The organism is Belliella aquatica (genome assembly GCF_014637795.1).
In the GTDB taxonomy this organism is placed as follows: domain Bacteria; phylum Bacteroidota; class Bacteroidia; order Cytophagales; family Cyclobacteriaceae; genus Belliella; species Belliella aquatica.
Map to the genome: position 1 here is coordinate 209,859 of NZ_BMFD01000003.1, position 19,265 is coordinate 229,123.

Sequence of the window (19,265 nt, forward strand, 5' to 3'; positions counted from 1 at the left end):
TAAATTAACTCTATGAAGTCTATAACATTAATTTATGATGAAAACCTGCTTGAAACCTTAGAAGACAAGGTTTTACCACTTTTGAGCAATAATGTAAAAATCAAAATTCCTTACAAAAATCATAAAAAGCATGATTTTACAGATGAGGATTTTATTGTTACCTATTTATCTGATGAGCAGCTGCGCGAACTGTTTGATGTAGTGATAGAGAATCATTGGAAAATCGGGTTTCTTCCTCATCCAAAAATGGTGGAGGCAAGACAAGGTTTTGGTGTTTCTTCAAACTTAGAAATTGCAGTTGAAAATATTCTAACTACTGAAGAGGTTTTTGATATTGATGTGCTTTTGGCAAATGGTCAGCCTGTTCTTAACAAGTTGGTTTTGGGGAATACATTTAGTCTACTCTATGCTGTCGATGGGGATAAATCTTGGTTAACCAAATACCTTGGGAGAATCAAAAGATTTTTTGGTTCTTTTAGGAGAGTAAAGTTGCATCCATTTAGTATCAATTGGAGTAATGATGCTGGTGAATTAAAAGGGAAGCCACTGGAAACGGCTGCATTGGGGATGGTGATCGTTCAGCATGGACAAAGCTCTATTTTGTCGAGAAGGATCATCGAAGATTCTTATGCCAATGATGGCATGATGCATTGTTTGATCCTTGCCCCGAGCAGCATATGGGAAATTATCAAATTTGGGTTTTTCAGTATTTTTAAATCTTCCAAAAGGAGTAAGCTTCCTGAATATGTAGCTCATATCAAATCTGATAAAGTGGTTATAGGGAGTTCAGAATCTATCAATTATGCGATTGATGAGGTTTTGATGAGTTCTAAACTGATAGAGTTGGAAGTGAAGCATAAGGCAATTTCAATTGTTCCTGGTAGATCTTTGAAAACAGAATTAGAGGTCAAAAAGAGGAAAATTTATAAAATTCAAAATCTACCGACAGGGGAATTGAAAAATGAACTCTTGGAAAGATTGCTTCCCATCACCAATCACGCCACAACAGAGGAGTTTAAATGGCTTTTTACCATATTAAGAGAAAATGCAAAACTGAGTTCAAGTTACTTAGTTTTGATGGCCTTATCCACGATAATTGCCACTTTTGGTTTGTTTGGTGACTCTTCCCCCGTAATTATTGGTGCGATGATTTTGGCACCTTTGATGTCACCTATAATTTCTTTGGCGATGGGTGTGCTGAGGCAAGACAACAAACTGATCAGTGAAAGTTTTAAAACTATCGGTTTTGGATTAGCAATAGGGTATTTGTTTGCGGTCTTGATTACTTGGTTCACTCCTTTGAATACCATGAATAGCGAGATCTTGGCCCGAATCCGTCCTAATTTATTGGATTTGGGTGTAGCTGCTGCTTCTGGAGTGGCTGGAGCCTATGCACATTCTAAAAAGGAAGTGGCCAAAACTTTAGCAGGCGTGGCGATTGCAGTGGCCTTGGTGCCACCTTTGGCAGTTTCGGGTGTTGGGCTTGGATGGGGAGACTGGTCGGTTTTCTGGGGAGCCCTTTTGCTTCTTGGAACCAACTTGGCAGGAATGGTTTTGGCAGCTGCTTTGACTTTTCTTTTCCTCGGTTTTAGTCCATTTAAGCTTGCCAAAAAAGGATTGACGATTTCATTATTCTTTGTAATTCTAATTTCAGCCCCATTGGCATTTGGTTTTTCGAAAATGGTGAAGGAAAATAAAATCATTCAAAATTTAAGTGGAAAGGAGATTTCAAGTGGTGTTCTAAGGGATGTGAAAGTGATTAAAGTCGTTCCCCTGAAACTGTCTATCACGATAGTTTCTGAATCACCTTTGGATTTAGAGGAGTTGAATCTGATAAAGAAGGAAATTGAAGAAGTCTTAGATCAAAAAATAGAACTGGAATTATCTGTGGCTGTGAAGTTGTAGGATTGAGTACTAATTTATAAGGCTTTTAGAAAATTATAAAAATGCATATAATAAAAAAGGAGACCAATTAGGCCTCCTTTTTTATTAATTGTCTTCTCCTCTGAGTTTGATAACTGCACCTTCAAGAAGAGGGCTTATTCTCACTTGACAAGCTAGCCGACTGGTTGGAAAATACTCAGGTAGATTTTCCAACTGATCAAGTTCTACATCTGTCGCTTCACCCAATTGATCTTGGCCTTCCATCACTTCAACGTGACAAGTAGCGCATAATGCCATACCACCGCAAGTTGCTAAAACTGGATATTCTGATGCTTTCAAAATTTCCATCAAACTTAAGCCCATGTCATCTGGAGCTTCTATAGATTGGCGATTGCCGTCGTGATCTTCTACTGTGAATGTTACCATGCTACAAAGGTAAAATTAAAATGCATTTACACCATTGACGGTGGTATATTTGAAACTTAATTTTTGATCTGGATAAACATATTTGAAAGCAGAATGCATCATTATTGCTGCTTCATGAAAACCACAAAGGATCAATTTTAATTTTCCAGGATAGGTATTGATATCCCCGATTGCGTAAATTCTATCTACTCCTGTAGAATAATCTGTAGTATCTACTTCAATTGCATTTTTATCAATGCTCAACCCCCAATCAGCAATTGGGCCTAGTTTAGGACTTAATCCAAATAGTGGGATTAAATAATCCGCATCTATTTTGATTTCTTCTTTGGATTTACTTTCAAGCGTAACACTGTTCAGAACGCCATTTCCACCAATTTCTTTTAAATTGGCAGATAGTATTAAATCGATTTTACCATTATTGGCCATATCGAATACTTTTGCGGCAGAGTCAGGAGCTCCTCTAAAAGTCTCATTTCTATGAACAAGTGTGACTCTTTTAGCTACATCTGCTAGATAAATAGCCCAATCTAAAGCAGAGTCTCCACCACCAGCAAGAATCACTTTCTTATCTCTGAATGTCTCAGGATTTTTAACCATGTAAGTCACACCCTTTCCTTCAAATTTTTCTAAATTTTCCAGAACAGGTTTTCTTGGTTCGAAGCAGCCTAATCCTCCTGCAATCACAATAACTTGAGCATGAATTTTAGTCTTATCACTTGTAGTGACTATGAAGGAGCCATCTTCTTGCTTAGCGAGATGATCGACTCTTTCTCCCAAAGTGAATGTTGGGTTGAACGGTTTGATTTGATCCATTAGATTATCCACCAGATCCTGAGCTTTCACCTCTGGATATCCAGGGATGTCATAAATAGGTTTCTGAGGATAAATTTCAGATAATTGACCACCCACTTGTGGAAGCGCATCTATGAGGTGACAACGCATTTTCAATAGTCCTGCTTCAAAAACTGCAAATAAACCAACTGGTCCTGCCCCGATTATGCAAATATCAGTATTAATCATGTCCGTTTTTATTTATTGGTAAAACCAATTTGATTTCAGATTGTTCGTATAAATATAATTAGTATAGCAACTATTTTTTTTATTTTCTATTCAAGATTTGAATAAATAGTATTGAGTATTCTTTTAAATTCATCAAAATCTTTTTCGTCTAAGTTTTCCCAAGCTTTTTCTCTTATTTGAGCCACATCTGGTTTGAGAGAATTGACTTTTTCTGAACCTTCCTTTGTCAGATGAAGCTGAAAACTTCTTCTGTCTTGAGGGTGAGGAATTCTTTCTACAAAACCTTTTTTAGATAAGATATCAATGATCCTAGTCAATGTAGGATGGTCTTTGAACACCAATTGAGCCAATTCTGTTTGGCTTAAGAGTTCATTTTCAGCAAGATTTTTTAATACCAACCATTGATCTACAGTAATGTCATAATCCATTTGGTTAAACTTCTGCTGTGCATATTGTTTAACTTTTCTCGCTGTTCTGTCGAGCAAAAATGAATATTTACTGAATTGTTCTTGTGTCATACCAATAGTTAGTGTGACAAATATATAGATAAAAAAAGATTTTTTTACAAAACCCTATAAAAATTATAGGGTTTATTCTATTTAATTTGAAGCGATGTTTCTATAAATTAGCTTGCCTTCTTTATCCCATTCAGCTCTTATGTAAGGGCGAAAACCTTTGGTAAATGGCTTTTCTTGATATTGTATTTCTCTTTTTCTTATGGCTGTAGCATTTTTTGTGTCCCAATACTCAGTCCATAGGCCTACCTTTTCTCCATAATGATATTCTCCAATAACAGCTGCTTGGCCATTTTCATAAAAATGATAGAAGTTCCCTTCTCTTAATTCATATTCGATTGGCGTGATTTTTTCAATCACTTTATTATTTCCGTCATAATATGTCGTTCGAGAGTCTTTTGGCCAGCCTTCACTGTAGTGATTTTTATCCAACAATACGCTTCTCGTATCAAAGGTTAACCATGTACCATGTTTTGTCCCGTAATAGTACATCCCTTTTTCTACAACGGTCTCGTTAATGAATCTTTCATAAGGACCATGAAGCAAAACACCTATTTTTGGATCGAAATCTTTTGTTCTTATCATTCTGTCCTTTTGATCATACCAATAAATATCCCTGATGTAAGGATCAATAATTTTTTTATTGGTTGTATAATTGAAAAGTGTGTATTGGACTTGATCTCTTAAGTTTTGTCTAATTCTACCTTTTTTTGTTCTTTCTCCAAAGAATATATTTTTCTTAACCTTCTTTTTTTCCTTTTTCTTCTTTTCTTTTTTTGCTTGTTCGTCAAATAGGAGTAAAGGTGATGTAGTAGGAAGTAATTTGTTACTAACTACCCCTGAAGAATCGGGGTCAACAGTTTCTTTTGACTCTTTTTTATTTTTTCTCTGTGCATCAGCACTCCAAGAAAATGCAAAAAAGAAGAATAAAAGCAGGTAAATTGATTTCATAAATTTTTAAACGACCTAAATCACGGATTATTGAGCACTAAATTTACAAATTCAAAATCAAATCCTTATATGTTTAGAATTAATAATAGTAATCTTTAATTTTGATCAAATTTTAAAATCAACCACTAGAATGAATTCAATCCTATCAGACCGAATTAACCAAATGGAAGAGTCAGCTACGCTGGCTATGGCAAAAAAAGCCAGAGAGCTCAAGAGCCAAGGAATAGATATAATCAGTTTGAGTTTGGGTGAGCCCGATTTCAAAACACCCAAACATATTCAAGAAGCGGCAAAATCAGCGATTGACGAAGGGAAATATTTCGCATATCCTCCTGTGGCTGGCTATCAGGATTTGAGAGAAGCTATTGCGAAAAAATTGCGTGAAGAAAATCAAATCGTTGAAGCAAAAGCTGAAAATATCGTAGTATCAACAGGGGCAAAGCATTCAATCGCCAACGTTTTCATGTGTATGCTGAATGAAGGGGATGAAGTAGTGATTTTTTCTCCTTACTGGGTTTCTTATGCCGAGATCATCAAGCTAGCAGGAGGTGTTCCAGTTTTAATAGAAGGTACTTTAGAAAATAATTTCAAAGCTACAGCTGCGCAATTAAAAGATGCTATGACAGATAAGACCAAAGCTGTGATCTATTCTTCTCCATGCAATCCGACGGGTTCTGTATTCAGCAAAGAGGAATTGGAAGCCATTGCAGAGGTGTTTAAAAGTAAAAAAGATGTTTATGTCATTGCAGATGAGATTTATGAATTGATCAATTTTACTGGTCAACATGCGAGCATAGGTTCTTTTCCTGGAATGTTCGAAAGAACTATTACAGTTAATGGGTTTTCCAAAGGTTATGCAATGACGGGTTGGAGAGTTGGTTACATTTGCGCACCTTTATTTATTGCCAAGGCTTGTGAAAAAATGCAAGGACAATTTACCTCAGGAGGAACAGGTATTGCCCAGCGTGCTGCGCTAGCTGCGATTTCGGGAGACCAACAACCTTCTAAGGAAATGGAAAAAGCATACCTAGGTAGAAGAGAGTTGGTGTTGAATTTATTAAGAGATATTCCGGGTATCAAAACACATGTTCCCGAAGGAGCATTTTATTTCTTCCCTGATGTGACGGCTTTCTTTGGGAAAAGCTTTGGAAACCATCATATAAAAAACTCAGACGATTTATGTATTTATTTACTCGAAGAGTCAAATGTGTCTGTAGTCACAGGTGCAGCTTTTGGGGCTCCTGACTGCGTAAGATTATCTTATGCAGCTTCTGAAGAGGATTTGAAAGAAGCACTGAGTAGGATGAAAAAGGCGCTTGTCGCGTTAGTTTAATTTCCTAAAATTCTTTAGAGACCTTTTGAAGTATGACTTCATAAGGTCTCTTTTATTATTATACTAGCAGTTTAGCATATGATTAGAGCAGTCGTTGTTACCCCCGTCAAAAACTCTTTGGAAACCACTTTAGATACCATAGAGTCTATTTATAGATCCAATGTGGATTTGAAACATGTAGTTTTTAATGACTTCAGTGATAAGAATGTTCGAGAAGAATTAGAGCGTAACCAATCCAATTTTGGTTTTGATTTGGTGAATTTAGAAGATGTAATCAAGACACCTTCGCCAAACTATGATTATGTTTTACGAGAGAGTAAGAAACTCGCGATAAGTTTAAAAGTCCCTTTGATCATCATTGAATCTGATGTGATTGTTGATGAAGATACTATAGCAAAACTCCTCGATTTCACAGAAAAAACAGAGGGGATTGGTATGGTTGGTGCGATTACTGTTGACGAACATGGAGCAGTAAATTTTCCTTACTTGAAATTCAAAGGAGAAAAAGTGCCTGTTATTAAAACAGAAAGAAGCCTTAGTTTTTGTTGTACTTTGTTATCTTCCCCATTTTTAAATTCAATTGACTTAAACACTTTGGAGAAAACCAAAGATTGGTATGATACAATAATCTCTAAAATGTCAATTGAAAATAATTTTCAAAATTTTGTGCTAACCACAGTAAAGGTTTGGCATAGACCCCATGGTAGTCGTCCATGGAAACAGCTTAAATACACCAATCCTATAAAATATTATTTACAGAAATTTATTTTAGGAAGAGACAAAATTTAACGCGTATGTCCACTTTTACATCATTAGCTAATTAAGATATTCTAAATACTATATTTGATTGCTGAAGACCATTAGCCATTGATAGTTGATAATTATTGGCAAGATTATTTGTTATGAATGCCCTTATTGGTGTGATTGCTGATAATCATAAGGTTTAAAAATCTTATTTTTTTCAATAGATGATCACAAACCATGTTATTGAGGTTTTTTTTTAAGGATTTTGAATTGAATATGTGGTTTTTATAGAGTGGATCCTTTTTGCGCATTACGCTTTGATAAATGTGAGAAAATATTCTTCTATTCCTTATAAACGCAATCTATGTAATTAGGCTGTTTTTTCTATTTCGGCTTGTTGAATTTTTATTATTCTATCTTATTTAAACTTTTTGTATTTGACTAATAATAATATGATTATTTTAATATAAAGTTTATTCAAAAAATATATGTCTTTTTTTATATCTGGAAGTCAAAGAACAGGTAATAAAAGGTTTGTTTAAGCTAAAATATGATGTAAAGGAATGTTATAAGTAATAATTTAATTGAATTAATTGATTTACAATTGATTACTAAAAAATTAAAGATGAAATAAAATTAATATCGGGAAGGGCGAAAGTTGAGTTCGACCGTTTTTATATAGCCATGATAGGGTCAAAATCGTTTTTTAAAAACATGAAAAATCACATTTGTTACTATTTTAATAATTTATCTTAAAATACCATGAAAAATATTTTGGATAATTGGGTTAATCTTTTCTATATTTGTAAAGGGTGATTAAGCAACTTTTTCTGCTAGCAATTTTTGTTTGAATTTAAGAAATGAAGACTGTTTTGATAATCATTTTTACTAGTCTTCATTTCAAAACTTAAAATCCTGCTTTGGCAGGATTTTTTCTTTATATTTCTTTCCTAAATATTTTCGAGATAAAGTAAAATGATGCTTAATATTCTTCAGTTGCTATTTACAAGACCCAAACGATATCAATTCTTCACATTTTTATTTTTGTACTTCACGATTTCTATGCAAATGATTTATGCACAGAATACGGCTGATAGTGCCTATTATGTAACATTTCCAGATCAGCTTACCACGAGGATTTATACTTCAAGAAAGTATACTGAATTCACTATTAAAGATAGAATCTCAGATAATAATTTAAAGTTTGAACCTAATTCTACAATGAATCTCGGGGTGGGGGCAACCTACAATGGATTGACGCTAAATGTTGCGTATGGTTTTGGTTTTTTAAATCCAGACCAAGGTACGGGGAAGTCTAAATATCTTGATTTGCAAGCTCATGCGTATCCGAAGAATTTGGTGATTGATTTGTTTTTACAGTTTTATAGGGGGTATTATTCAGATTTAGGAGAATTTTCAACAGCTACAGAACCTTTTCTTTTGTTGCCAAATATGCGAGCGAGGAAAATTGGAGCCAATGTTCAATACTTGTTTAATGGTGATAAAATATCTCTCAGAGCTGCATTTTTACAAAGTGAATGGCAAAAACGGTCTGCTGGAAGTCCATTTTTAGGTTTTGAATTGTATGGAGGGAATGCAAGCAACGATGAACCATTTCTTCCGCAAGGATTTCTATCTTCGGAAGAAAGAAGGTTTGACGCAACACGGTATTTTCAATTTGGTCCAAACCTCGGTTATGTGCATACTTTTGTAATATTAAAACATTTTTTCATCACAGGTTATGCATCCACCAACATAAGTCTCGGTCAGCAAAGATTGTTTTTTGAAGAAAGTTCTCAACAAAAATGGGGTGTGAGTTCAAATCTGTTCCTTCGAGGATTTGTTGGATATAATTCAGAAAAATGGTCAATCAATGCCAACTATGTTCACAATAGAGTCAATATGATTCGAAACAATGATTTCGACAATTCAATATTGACTGGGAATTATAGAATCAATTTTGTGTACAGAATTTCACCCAGTCGCAAATTGAAACCCTATCTTGATGCGGTTGATTTGAAAAGGCTTCTTTTGAGATAATTTTTTATGTTTTTTTAGTAGTTTTACCAATATCGAAGAATTATAAACCCAATTAAGATGTTAGATCAATTTGGAATAAAATCAGCTTTAAATAGGCTTGGAATAGAAGAAGAAAATAAAGGTACTTGTACTGGGGATATTTGGATAGAAACAAAAGAGACCTATTTAGGATCATTTTCTCCCGCTGATGGGGAGCTTATAGCTAAAGTACAACTCACAGATAAGCAATCTTATGAACTTGTGGTAAAACAAGCTCAGGAAGCATATAAACATTGGAGGAATGTAGCAGCTCCTCAAAGAGGTGAAGTCGTAAGACAAATCGGAAATGCACTCAGAGAAGTTAAATCTGATTTGGGTAAGCTTGTGTCATACGAAATGGGTAAATCTTATCAAGAAGGACTAGGTGAAGTTCAAGAGATGATTGATATCTGTGACTTTGCCGTTGGACTTTCCCGTCAATTATATGGCCTCACCATGCATTCAGAAAGGCCTGGCCACAGGATGTACGAGCAATGGCATCCAATTGGGATTGTAGGTATTATTTCAGCATTTAATTTTCCTGTTGCCGTTTGGTCCTGGAATAGCATGATAGCTATGGTTTGTGGAGACGTCTGTATTTGGAAGCCTTCAGAAAAAGCACCACTATCTGGTGTAGCTTGTCAACATATAATTGCCAAAGTTTTAAAGGAAAATAATCTTCCTGAAGGGATTTCATCATTGATCATCGGCGATTATAAAGTTGGTGAATATTTATCTCATGATACAAGAATTCCATTGGTATCCGCAACTGGATCAACTCGAATGGGGAAATTAGTTGCTCAAGCAGTAGGAGGTAGACTTGGAAGATCTTTACTGGAATTAGGAGGTAATAATGCTATTATTATATCAGAAAATGCAGATTTAGATATTGCCATAAGAGGAGCACTATTCGGAGCCGTTGGAACTGCTGGTCAAAGATGTACTTCGACAAGAAGATTGATTATTCAAGATTCTGTCTATGAAGAAGTCAAATCAAGACTTGTGTCTGCTTACGGAAAATTAGTCATTGGGAATCCTTTAGATGAAAAAAATCATGTTGGGCCATTGATAGATACTGATGCAGTAAAAATGTATCAGGATGCCATTTCAAAAGCGAAAGTAGAAGGCGGTAAGGAGTTGGTTGTAGGAGGTGTACTTGAGGGGAAGGGTTTTGAATCTGGCTGTTATGTTAAGCCATGTATTATAGAAGCCGAAAACCATTTTGAAATGGTTCAGCACGAGACTTTTGCCCCAATTCTGTATTTGATGAAATATTCCGAATTGGAAGATGCCATTGCCATGCAAAATGGAGTGCCGCAAGGCTTGTCTTCAGCGATTATGACACTTAATATGCGTGAAGCCGAGCGTTTCTTATCAGCATCAGGATCTGATTGTGGGATTGCCAATGTAAATATTGGAACATCAGGAGCAGAGATTGGTGGGGCCTTTGGTGGCGAGAAAGAAACAGGAGGTGGTAGAGAGTCCGGTAGTGATGCGTGGAAGGCCTATATGCGCCGTCAAACCAACACAATAAACTATAGCGATTCATTGCCTTTAGCACAAGGAATCAAGTTTGATATTTAGGTTTAAATAAAGACAGGTTGGAAGGAGATTTCAACCTGTTTTTTTTGTTTAAAAATAAAAAAAGCCTTTTGAAAAGGCTAATTGTGGGAGTTGAGGGATTCGAACCCCCGACCCTCTGCTTGTAAGGCAGATGCTCTGAACCAACTGAGCTAAACTCCCGAGGGATTAAGGAAATATTTGTGGGAGTTGAGGGATTCGAACCCCCGACCCTCTGCTTGTAAGGCAGATGCTCTGAACCAACTGAGCTAAACTCCCATTCTTCCTTGAATGGATTGCAAAGGTAGCTTTATTTTGATTTTGAGCAAAAGAATAATCTTTAATTTTCAAGAGATTTTTATAATTAATTGATATTGAATTCAATAAAATTAAAGACCTCCTAAAGTATAATCTCTAGGAGGCCCTTTTCAATGAACTTTATCTGTTTTTATTGCTGAAGATTGATAGAAATTCCCGCTCTAAACCATCTATCAGGCATTTGAACAAAACCAGCCTCGACGTATTCTGCATTGGTGACATTCGAAGCTTCAGCAAATACCCCAAAAGTCTTCAATCTATTATAATCTATCCTGATATCCATCAGGAAATATGGGTCTAAAGACATGCGTTCGATGTACCTAGCTTTTACATTCAATTCTAGATTGGTAAAAAATTCCGATTGAACGCCAGCAATAGCTTGGTGACGTAATGCTGTTAATGAAGTCCTAGATTCAACACCTGCAGCCTGATTTAGATTTGCATCAATATAGTTGTAACTCAGTGATACCTCCTTTAATTTGAAGTTTTCACTTCCCAAGTTTAAGGCATATTGTAGGCCTGTTTCGATTCCTTGAAAAGTTACTTCGGAGATATTTCTTGGTGTCCATCTATTTGGATTCGGAACAATATCACTTGGTGCTCTACTCCAATCAATCAGGTTTTCTGTATATCGATTGAAGTAAACTAGCTCGAATCTCAATCCTCGTCTATTGAATTTGTATCCCACTTCAAAGCTTTGCGCTTCCTCAGGAACTAAATCTGGATTGGAGAAATTACTTGGATCTTCGTAATAGAGATCATTGAATGAAGGGATTCTATAGCTTGCACCGTAGTTTGTATAGACTCGAGAGCTATTGCTGATTTGGTAACCCAATTCTGCTCCTGGGAAATGCTTCCAGCCATATTCGTTGTAATAATTGGAATATACGCCTGCTCTAAAGTCAAAATCATCCCAAAATTCAAATCTATGTTCAGCAAATACGCCCAAAAATGACCTTTCTCTATTTCCAAGGTTTGAGCTTTCGATTTGTTCTTGCCTGCCTTCTACACCGAATCCTGATGTTCCTAATTTAGATTCATAGCGACCATTAAATTCTAGTGCTAGCACATCCGTTACATGGTTATTTGTAAAAAAAGCAGGCTCATTTCTTCTCAATCTGAATTCATCTGTATTTCTCCTCCAATAGGCTCTTGACTGAATATAAAGGTTTTCATAATTGTAAGTATGACTCAGTGATGCTAGAAATGTCTGTATGCTTTCCCATTGATCAGGAAAACTGTTTGTATAAAATCCATTTGCACCAAATGATCGGTCTGTGTAACCAATCATGGTCCTCAATTCATTTCTATCATTCAGCTCCAATCCTCCCTCATAAAAAACATTACTCACCTTGTAATCTGAGTTATACCAATGCCCACTGGACGCATCGTGAGAGAAAGATAGTGTTTGTTTATATTTCCCAAAGGGCAAATCGACTGGCAAAGAAGAGACTGCACTAATACCCTTCATGCCAAAATCACCTCCATAAGCCTGAATATTCAATCCTCGAGTTTCGGGAAGCATAGTTACGATGTTGATTGCACCGGCATAGGCATTCTGTCCATAGATGCGAGAAGCTGGGCCTTTCATCACCTCAACGCGTTGAATCGCCTGAAGAGGAACAGGAATGTTCATGATGTGATGACCTGTTTGTGGGTCAGTCATTTTTATACCATTGATCAGCATCAAAGTCTGCTCAAATCCACCTCCTCTAATTCCTACATCTCCTTGAACACCACTTACGCCCCTTTGCCGTACATCCACTCCTGGGGTAAAAGAAAGCACCTCTTGCAAGCTCCTTGCAGGCGTTGTTTCTATGTCCTTTCTACTGATGATGGAAACGTTTCTGGAAATTTTATTAAATGGGATTTCTATTCGATTTTCTTTAATAATAACTTCTCCGAGATCAACAAGAGTAGTATCTTGATTTGCCTTTGCGATAAGGGTAGTCATCAAAAGCACAGGTAGTAGTAATCTTTTTTTCATAAATACAATGTCAATTAAATAGTAAAATAGCTGCTAAATATGGCTAAATCCAAATTTTGAAATTTTTAGAAAATCAAAGGTTTTGGGAATGATAGAAGTTGATTTTGGTTTTTTGTTCTCTTTTGTTTCAGTATTTTAGCCTCATCATTTATTTATCTACTTAAAATATGACACAAACTATCAAAAAAATTTTTCTATTATTTCTAGCATTTAGCAGTGTAATATCTCTGGATGCACAGCAAGTAAAAGACAATAAGGATGCAGCATTCACAGAATTCGGCTATCGACAAGGCTCTGCATATAGATCTGCTACTGGTAAGCCTGGGCCGAATTATTGGCAAAATAAGTCTGATTATGTCATCAATGTGGAGCTTGATGAAGAAAATCATTCTGTAAAAGGTTCTTGGACCATCACTTACACCAATAACAGTCCAGAATCTCTTGATTTTATTTGGCTTTTTTTAGAGCAAAATAGATTTACCGAGGATTCAAGAGGTACACTGACGACACCAATACAAGGAAATAGATACAGCGGTGATGTCAATGGTGGGTACCAAATTACCAATGTGAAAGCTCAAAATTCTGGTAAAAATAAATCCATTAGTAATGATTATCAGATCAGCGATACGCGCATGCAAGTATTTTTTACAGAACCAATTCCTGCAGATGGCGGCATAGCTACCGTTTCTATGGATTTTGAATATAATATTCCTGTAAAAGGGATGGACAGAATGGGAAGGTTAGATGTGAAAGATGGCACCATCTATGCCATGGCACAGTGGTATCCAAGAGTGGCAGTATTGGATGATGTGACTGGTTGGAACACAGATCCCTATTTGGGCGCTGGAGAATTTTATTTAGGTTACGGGGATTTTGATTATAAAGTAACCGTTCCTTTTGATCACATTGTGGTAGGTTCGGGTGAATTACAAAACCCAAATCAAGTTTTGACAAGGGAACAGCAAAATCGAATGAAAAAAGCTGCTGAAAGTGAAGAAAGAGTTTATATAGTTACTCCCGAGGAGATTGGAGAAAATGCAACTATCCGACCAAAGCAGGAAGGTACGCTTACTTGGCACTTCAAAATGGAAAATAGCAGGGATATTGCTTTTGCATCATCCAAAGCATTTATATGGGATGCCGTAGGGGTTAATTTGCCAAGTGGTAAAAAGATAATTGCGCAATCGGCTTATCCAAAAGAAAGTGATGGAGAAGAGGCTTGGGGCAGATCAACAGAATATAGCAAAGCCTCAATAGAGCATTATTCAGAAATGTGGTATGAATATCCTTACCCTGTAGCGGTAAATGTAGCAGCAGACATTGGAGGGATGGAATATCCGGGATTGAACTTCTGTAGTTACAAATCTAAAGGGGAATCACTTTGGGGTGTTACGGATCATGAATTTGGTCACAATTGGTTTCCGATGATTGTTGGTACCAATGAAAGAAGACATGCTTGGATGGATGAAGGCTTCAATACTTTTATCAATTATTATAGCTATTTGGCTTTTAATGATGGTGAGTATACCAATGACTTGATTCAGACTAGAAAATATTTGGGTTGGTTGACAAACGAGAATAGAGAACCAATCGCAACTCATGCAGACAGAACTCAATCCAATAACTTGGGGATGGTAGCTTATATGAAACCAGCATTGGGTTTGATTATGCTTAGAGAGTATGTTTTAGGGCATGAGAGATTTGATAGAGCATTTAGATCTTACATTAAAAATTGGGCTTATAAGCATCCACAGCCTTCAGATTTCTTCAACCACATGGAGAATGTAGCTGGAGAAAATTTAGATTGGTTTTGGAAAGGTTGGTTTTACAGCAATGCTAATATTGACCTATCTATTGATGGGGTTTATCCTTATGGTGCAAATTACATCGCTGTTTTTTCTAATAAAGGAGAAATGCCAATGCCAGTAGAATTTGAGGTGACTTATGAAGATGGAACAAAAGAGAACAGATCTCTTCCTGTTGAAATTTGGTTTAAAGGAAATACATGGCAACATCTTTTGAAAGTGGACAAGAAAGTGGTGAAGATTGAAATTGATCCGAACAAAATCATCACAGATACCAATGCTGGAAATGATGTTTGGCCTTCTTCGCTTTATGAAAATTAATAGGCTCAAATAGTTAAACAAAAAAGGAAGACCTCAGATTGAGGTCTTCCTTTTTTTGTTAGTATGTATATCCGCTTTTATAACAATACCCATTGATAATATTGTATGCTGTTCATTTCAATCAGCTATTGTCTCTTGGCTAACTATTATCCGCATTATTATAAGTGAAGAATTTAAATACTGGTGTCATTGCGGATAATTACGTTATTCAATATTCATCATTGATTTCTATCCAATAACCATCAGGATCCTTGAGGTAGATTTGCTGAATCCCATCAGGTCTGATTGTTATTTTTCCTTGTTCTCCGGGCCAATCTTCGAAAGCAACTTTATGGCTTTCGAGATTAGCGATAAAATCTTCCATCACCGGGATACTAAAGCACAGATGATTGATTTTATTGATAGTGATCGGTTGCCACTCTGCTTCTATAATGTGAAGCTGAACATTATTCCCAATATCAAACCAAGCATGAAGTCCATCTTTAAAGGGTTCGTCGATTTCTTTAAATTTGAGAACATCTCTGTAAAAGTTTGCACTCTCTTTCAAATCACTGACATAAACAGCAATGTGGGTAATTTTTACTTGGGCTTGGATAGGTTGATTCATATAAAAAAAGCTAATGATGAAAATGATGATGTATCGTTTCATGGAATTTTGGGTTTGAAGAATACTAAGTTAACTGATTCTTATTATACCTGAGGACTTGAAAGTTTTAATCATTTTGAATACGAGACAAAATAAAAGGGGAAGTCGTTTGATTGACTTCCCCTTTTATTATTTTTTCGGTTTAATTATTCATTCTTTTTAGCTGAAAGAGCTAGTTTTTCCGCTTCATCAAACAGTTTGATTGCTTGTAAATAAATCTCATTGATGTCATTAATGACTTTGTAATATGCATTGTCATCAAAGATATTTCTACTCATATTGGCTTTCACTAAGATTTTCAAATATTCTTTAGACTTATTGAAATCTTTTTCATCAAACTTCACTTTGTTTCTTTCCCCAACTTTCACCAGACCTTTGAGCATTTCATCAGAGACTTGATATTTGCTGTAATACTCCTCGAAGCTCATTCCGTCGAACTTTTTCTTGTTCTTGTCCAAATAATCCAAAATAAACTCCCTTGCAGAATCGGAATTGAATAATCTATTTACGTATGCACTCGACATAGTAGTGTCTAGTGGGACAAAATAGTCAGGCATGATTCCTCCTCCTCCGTAAACTGCTCTTCCTGATGTAGTCTCATAGCGTAAACTGTCATTGAACTTTACACTATCAGCCGAGAAAAACTCGCCATGCTCAAATCTCTTGATCCAGTCTAAGCTATAATCTTCTTCATCATCACCATAAGGCTTTTGAATTGATCTTCCAGAAGGCGTATAGTATCGTGCAATAGTTAATCTTAACTCTGCACCATCTGACAAGTCAATCGGCATTTGAACCAATCCTTTTCCAAATGATCTTCTACCAACGATCAAACCCCTATCATTATCCTGAATGGCTCCAGCTACAATTTCTGAAGCACTTGCACTTCCTTCATTGATCAGGACAACGACAGACCCATCTTCAAAGATCCCAGGCTTGACTGCATAAGCTTTTTGATTGAATCTGCTTGTTTTTCCTTCTTGTGATACAATTACAGCGTTAGAGCCAAGTATTTCATCAGCAATATTAATAGCCGCTCCCATGTATCCACCAGGGTTACTTTGGAGATCAAGAACAAGCTTTTTCATTCCTTGTTCTTTCAATTCGGAAACTGATTTCCTGAATTCATCATATGTTGTAGCAGCAAATCTAGTTACTTTGATGTATCCGATTTCATTATTGATCATATACGAAGCATTGATCGAATATTGAGGGATTTTATCTCTTACGATGTCAAATCTTAAAAAATCTTTTTGAGATTTTCTTTTAATATCTACTTCCACTATGCTACCGCTAGGGCCACGAAGTAAAGAAAATACATCATTGTTGGTGATTCCAGTACCTGCTACTGTTTTTCCATCCACTTTAATAATCTGATCACCTGATTGAATACCAAGTTTTTCAGATGGACCGCCTGTCAAAGGTGCCACCACATAAATGGTATCTCGTATGATTCCGAACTCCACTCCAATCCCGTCAAAATTCCCCTCTAATTGCGATTTTGCAAGAGCGGCATCTTTGGCAGGGATATAGCTTGAATGTGGATCGAGTTTTTCGAGCATTTTCTCAATACCAAATTCTACTAATTCATTGGTATTGACACTGTCTACATAATCCCTATTGATGTAGGTGATGATTTCCTGAAGCTTATAAATTGCTGCCTTCAGGTCATTTCTGTCAGTTTTGGGTTCTGCAAAAGTTGCTCCAACCCAAATCCCTCCAGCTATTGCTAAAGCGATGATAATTGGAAGACGTACTTGTGCTTTAGTATTTTTAATTTCGCTCACGATATCCTCTGATTATATTGATGTCTTTGATTTCGGTAATTTTCAAATATAGTACTTAACTCCATTTATGCCCAATTCGTTTTTATAAACGCAACAAATTCAATTTAGATAAAGAATTGAGATAATTTCTCTTAAAAAACTTTACTTTTACAGTTATGTTGAATCCAAAGGAAATACACAAAACGCCAATCAAAGATCTTGTATCTGAGAATTATGTTTTTGCCTCTGTATTACACTATTTTGGGATAAATTTCTATCAGTACGAAGAGAATTCATTGCAAGAAGTATGCAAAAAATTCAAAGTGAATCCCAATCAACTTGTTGAAGAATTAGAAGTATGGGCCAATAGAAGAGAGCCCAAAGCTGAAGAATTGTACTTACATCCTATCGAAGTCTTAGTCGCTTATCTGAAAAAGAAGCACTATTTCTTCGTAAGACAAGAATTGCCTTTTTTATCTAATATGGTTGCAGGCATCAAGTTAGAAGGAGAATTCGCTGCTATCTTGGCCGATTTGAGAATTATGTTTCCAATGTTTGTAGAGGATTTTATTCATCATATTCATGAAGAAGAAAGTAGAGTCTTCAAAAGGATATACCTTTTACATGAAATTGAGACTGGGCAATTCAGTTTGAATGACGCACTGACGATCTTGGAAGAAAGTCCAATTTCCTTGTTGGCGCATGCCCATGAAGACCACGATGATGAAATGGTTGGGATCAGAAAACTTACCAAAGACTACATTTTACATGAAGGTGCTCCATTGAGTATGAAGATTTTGTACAATGAATTACAAAACTTTGAGAAGGAGTTGGTGATACACGCAAGAATTGAGGACGAGTTGCTTTTTCCTAAAGCGGTAGAGTTAGAGAAAGAAGTGCTGAGGCAAGTGAAAAAACAGATCAAAAGCAATTGATGGGAAGAGTTATTGCGATTGATTTGGGAACTAAAAGGACTGGGCTGGCCGTTACGGATGTGCTTAAGATTACAGCTAATCCATTAGAGACAGTGGAGACAAGCAAACTTGCTGACTACCTCACCCAATATTTCAGCAAAGAAGAGGTGGAAACGATTGTGATCGGATATCCAAAATCACTCGACGGTTCTGACAACGAAATGACACCTAGAGTGATTAGCCTAAAAGACAGACTAGGGAAAATATTTCCTGATAAAAATATCGTTTTAGTCGATGAAAGGTATACTTCCAAAATGGCGATGCAAAGTATGATTGCCATGGGAAGTAAGAAAAAAGATAGAAAAGAAAAAGCTGGCAACTTAGACAAAATTAGTGCAGCAATTATACTACAAACCTATTTACAGCAAATATGATTTACCCGATTGTAGCATACGGCAATCCAATTCTGAAAAAAGAAGCAGAAGAAATTCACGAAAATGAAGATGTATCCGCCTTAATTAAGGATATGTTTAGCACCATGGATCACGCAAGTGGTGTTGGTTTAGCTGCTCCTCAAATCAATCAAGGAGTAAGACTTTTTGTGATTGATAGTTCGCTGATGTTGGATGAAGATGACGAAGAAAAAGGTATAAGAAGAGCTTTCATTAATCCCATTATTCTAGATGAATACGGAGATCATTTCGGATTTGAAGAAGGGTGTTTGTCAATTCCTGAAGTCAGAGCTGAAATTATCAGGCCTGAGAAATTGACAATTGAATATTATGACGAAAACTGGAACCTTCGAGAAGAAGAATTTTCAGGAATGACAGCAAGAGTAATTCAACACGAATATGATCACCTGGAGGGAATCTTATTTATAGATTACTTGAAAGGACTCAAGAAAAGACTTGTTCAATCTAAACTGATTGAAGTAAGCAAAGGAAAAGTGCCGACAGATTATAGGATGATTTATCCTTTGAGATAAAAAATTTGATCAAATAATATTTCTTTACTTAC

Annotated in this window: 16 protein-coding genes and 2 tRNA genes; 9 read left to right on the forward strand and 9 right to left on the reverse strand. The window is 36.0% G+C overall.

Annotation, left to right across the window (positions count from 1 at the left end):
• The first annotated feature begins 12 nt into the window (after positions 1–12).
• Positions 13–1,905, forward strand: coding sequence for a TIGR00341 family protein (locus IEV57_RS05770; protein ID WP_188440571.1), 1,893 nt, complete (start codon positions 13–15; stop codon positions 1,903–1,905).
• Positions 1,906–1,989: 84 nt separating this feature from the next.
• Here the strand turns inward: IEV57_RS05770 and IEV57_RS05775 are convergent, their stop codons facing one another.
• The 4 genes from IEV57_RS05775 to IEV57_RS05790 all read right to left on the reverse strand — a co-directional run bounded on the left by IEV57_RS05775 (position 1,990) and on the right by IEV57_RS05790 (position 4,796).
• On the reverse strand, positions 1,990–2,310 hold the full coding sequence (locus IEV57_RS05775) for a 2Fe-2S iron-sulfur cluster-binding protein (RefSeq protein ID WP_188440573.1): 321 nt from the start codon (positions 2,308–2,310) through the stop codon (positions 1,990–1,992).
• Between the two features lie 15 nt (positions 2,311–2,325).
• Positions 2,326–3,330, reverse strand: a complete 1,005-nt coding sequence (locus tag IEV57_RS05780) for an NAD(P)/FAD-dependent oxidoreductase (protein ID WP_188440575.1) — start codon at positions 3,328–3,330, stop codon at positions 2,326–2,328.
• A gap of 86 nt (positions 3,331–3,416) precedes the next feature.
• Positions 3,417–3,848 carry a MarR family winged helix-turn-helix transcriptional regulator gene (locus tag IEV57_RS05785; RefSeq protein WP_188440578.1) on the reverse strand — a complete coding sequence of 144 codons (432 nt, stop codon included), beginning with the start codon at positions 3,846–3,848 and terminating at the stop codon, positions 3,417–3,419.
• Between the two features lie 81 nt (positions 3,849–3,929).
• Positions 3,930–4,796, reverse strand: coding sequence for a toxin-antitoxin system YwqK family antitoxin (locus tag IEV57_RS05790; protein ID WP_188440580.1), 867 nt, complete (start codon positions 4,794–4,796; stop codon positions 3,930–3,932).
• 130 nt (positions 4,797–4,926) lie between these two features.
• Between IEV57_RS05790 and IEV57_RS05795 the strand changes: the two genes are divergently transcribed.
• From IEV57_RS05795 to amaB, 4 genes are all read left to right on the forward strand, one after another.
• Positions 4,927–6,129 (forward strand): pyridoxal phosphate-dependent aminotransferase, encoded by a 1,203-nt coding sequence (locus IEV57_RS05795; protein ID WP_188440582.1) that lies wholly within the window; start codon positions 4,927–4,929, stop codon positions 6,127–6,129.
• A gap of 162 nt (positions 6,130–6,291) precedes the next feature.
• Complete coding sequence (locus IEV57_RS05800; protein WP_308419869.1) at positions 6,292–6,918, forward strand: glycosyltransferase family 2 protein; 627 nt, start codon at positions 6,292–6,294, stop codon at positions 6,916–6,918.
• A 930-nt stretch (positions 6,919–7,848) separates the two neighbouring features.
• On the forward strand, positions 7,849–8,913 hold the full coding sequence (locus IEV57_RS05805; RefSeq protein WP_229744242.1) for a DUF4421 domain-containing protein: 1,065 nt from the start codon (positions 7,849–7,851) through the stop codon (positions 8,911–8,913).
• A gap of 57 nt (positions 8,914–8,970) precedes the next feature.
• Positions 8,971–10,515, forward strand: coding sequence for an L-piperidine-6-carboxylate dehydrogenase (gene amaB, locus IEV57_RS05810; RefSeq protein WP_188440586.1), 1,545 nt, complete (start codon positions 8,971–8,973; stop codon positions 10,513–10,515).
• Positions 10,516–10,599: 84 nt separating this feature from the next.
• Here the strand turns inward: amaB and IEV57_RS05815 are convergent.
• The 3 genes from IEV57_RS05815 to IEV57_RS05825 all read right to left on the reverse strand — a co-directional run bounded on the left by IEV57_RS05815 (position 10,600) and on the right by IEV57_RS05825 (position 12,796).
• A tRNA-Val gene (locus tag IEV57_RS05815) sits at positions 10,600–10,674 on the reverse strand.
• A gap of 21 nt (positions 10,675–10,695) precedes the next feature.
• A tRNA-Val gene (locus IEV57_RS05820) sits at positions 10,696–10,770 on the reverse strand.
• 169 nt (positions 10,771–10,939) lie between these two features.
• Complete coding sequence (locus IEV57_RS05825) at positions 10,940–12,796, reverse strand: TonB-dependent receptor plug domain-containing protein (protein WP_188440588.1); 1,857 nt, start codon at positions 12,794–12,796, stop codon at positions 10,940–10,942.
• Between the two features lie 167 nt (positions 12,797–12,963).
• Here IEV57_RS05825 and IEV57_RS05830 point away from each other — a divergent pair, with 167 nt between their 5' ends.
• Positions 12,964–14,922, forward strand: a complete 1,959-nt coding sequence (locus IEV57_RS05830; protein WP_188440590.1) for a M1 family metallopeptidase — start codon at positions 12,964–12,966, stop codon at positions 14,920–14,922.
• 208 nt (positions 14,923–15,130) lie between these two features.
• On the opposite strand, the gene IEV57_RS05835 is transcribed toward IEV57_RS05830, so the two are convergent.
• Both IEV57_RS05835 and IEV57_RS05840 read right to left on the reverse strand, forming a co-directional pair.
• The gene (locus IEV57_RS05835; protein ID WP_229744243.1) at positions 15,131–15,571 is read right to left on the reverse strand and encodes a VOC family protein; all 441 of its coding nucleotides are present in this window, start codon (positions 15,569–15,571) and stop codon (positions 15,131–15,133) included.
• Positions 15,572–15,714: 143 nt separating this feature from the next.
• Positions 15,715–17,355 carry a S41 family peptidase gene (locus tag IEV57_RS05840; RefSeq protein WP_188440592.1) on the reverse strand — a complete coding sequence of 547 codons (1,641 nt, stop codon included), beginning with the start codon at positions 17,353–17,355 and terminating at the stop codon, positions 15,715–15,717.
• Between the two features lie 155 nt (positions 17,356–17,510).
• Between IEV57_RS05840 and IEV57_RS05845 the strand changes: the two genes are divergently transcribed.
• The 3 genes from IEV57_RS05845 to def are packed head-to-tail and all read left to right on the forward strand — an operon-like array spanning position 17,511 to position 19,233.
• Positions 17,511–18,269, forward strand: coding sequence for a hemerythrin HHE cation-binding protein (locus IEV57_RS05845; RefSeq protein WP_188440594.1), 759 nt, complete (start codon positions 17,511–17,513; stop codon positions 18,267–18,269).
• Positions 18,269–18,682: a Holliday junction resolvase RuvX gene (gene ruvX, locus IEV57_RS05850; RefSeq protein WP_188440596.1), complete on the forward strand. Its 414-nt coding sequence runs from the start codon at positions 18,269–18,271 to the stop codon at positions 18,680–18,682. The genes IEV57_RS05845 and ruvX overlap by 1 nt, the downstream gene beginning before the upstream one ends.
• Positions 18,679–19,233 carry a peptide deformylase gene (gene def / locus IEV57_RS05855; protein ID WP_188440598.1) on the forward strand — a complete coding sequence of 185 codons (555 nt, stop codon included), beginning with the start codon at positions 18,679–18,681 and terminating at the stop codon, positions 19,231–19,233. Before ruvX ends, def begins: the two co-directional genes overlap by 4 nt.
• The last annotated feature ends 32 nt before the right edge of the window (positions 19,234–19,265 follow it).

Bases quoted from the DNA above. Each gene is read 5' to 3' on its own strand.
- IEV57_RS05835 (WP_229744243.1), bottom strand. From the start codon at position 15,571: ATGAAACGATACATCATCATTTTCATCATTAGCTTTTTTTATATGAAT.
- amaB (WP_188440586.1), top strand. From the start codon at position 8,971: ATGTTAGATCAATTTGGAATAAAATCAGCTTTAAATAGGCTTGGAATA.
- IEV57_RS05775 (WP_188440573.1), bottom strand. From the start codon at position 2,310: ATGGTAACATTCACAGTAGAAGATCACGACGGCAATCGCCAATCTATA.
- IEV57_RS05805 (WP_229744242.1), top strand. From the start codon at position 7,849: ATGATGCTTAATATTCTTCAGTTGCTATTTACAAGACCCAAACGATAT.
- IEV57_RS05825 (WP_188440588.1), bottom strand. From the start codon at position 12,796: ATGAAAAAAAGATTACTACTACCTGTGCTTTTGATGACTACCCTTATC.
- IEV57_RS05845 (WP_188440594.1), top strand. From the start codon at position 17,511: ATGTTGAATCCAAAGGAAATACACAAAACGCCAATCAAAGATCTTGTA.
- IEV57_RS05790 (WP_188440580.1), bottom strand. From the start codon at position 4,796: ATGAAATCAATTTACCTGCTTTTATTCTTCTTTTTTGCATTTTCTTGG.
- IEV57_RS05830 (WP_188440590.1), top strand. From the start codon at position 12,964: ATGACACAAACTATCAAAAAAATTTTTCTATTATTTCTAGCATTTAGC.
- IEV57_RS05795 (WP_188440582.1), top strand. From the start codon at position 4,927: ATGAATTCAATCCTATCAGACCGAATTAACCAAATGGAAGAGTCAGCT.
- def (WP_188440598.1), top strand. From the start codon at position 18,679: ATGATTTACCCGATTGTAGCATACGGCAATCCAATTCTGAAAAAAGAA.
- IEV57_RS05780 (WP_188440575.1), bottom strand. From the start codon at position 3,330: ATGATTAATACTGATATTTGCATAATCGGGGCAGGACCAGTTGGTTTA.
- IEV57_RS05785 (WP_188440578.1), bottom strand. From the start codon at position 3,848: ATGACACAAGAACAATTCAGTAAATATTCATTTTTGCTCGACAGAACA.
- IEV57_RS05770 (WP_188440571.1), top strand. From the start codon at position 13: ATGAAGTCTATAACATTAATTTATGATGAAAACCTGCTTGAAACCTTA.
- ruvX (WP_188440596.1), top strand. From the start codon at position 18,269: ATGGGAAGAGTTATTGCGATTGATTTGGGAACTAAAAGGACTGGGCTG.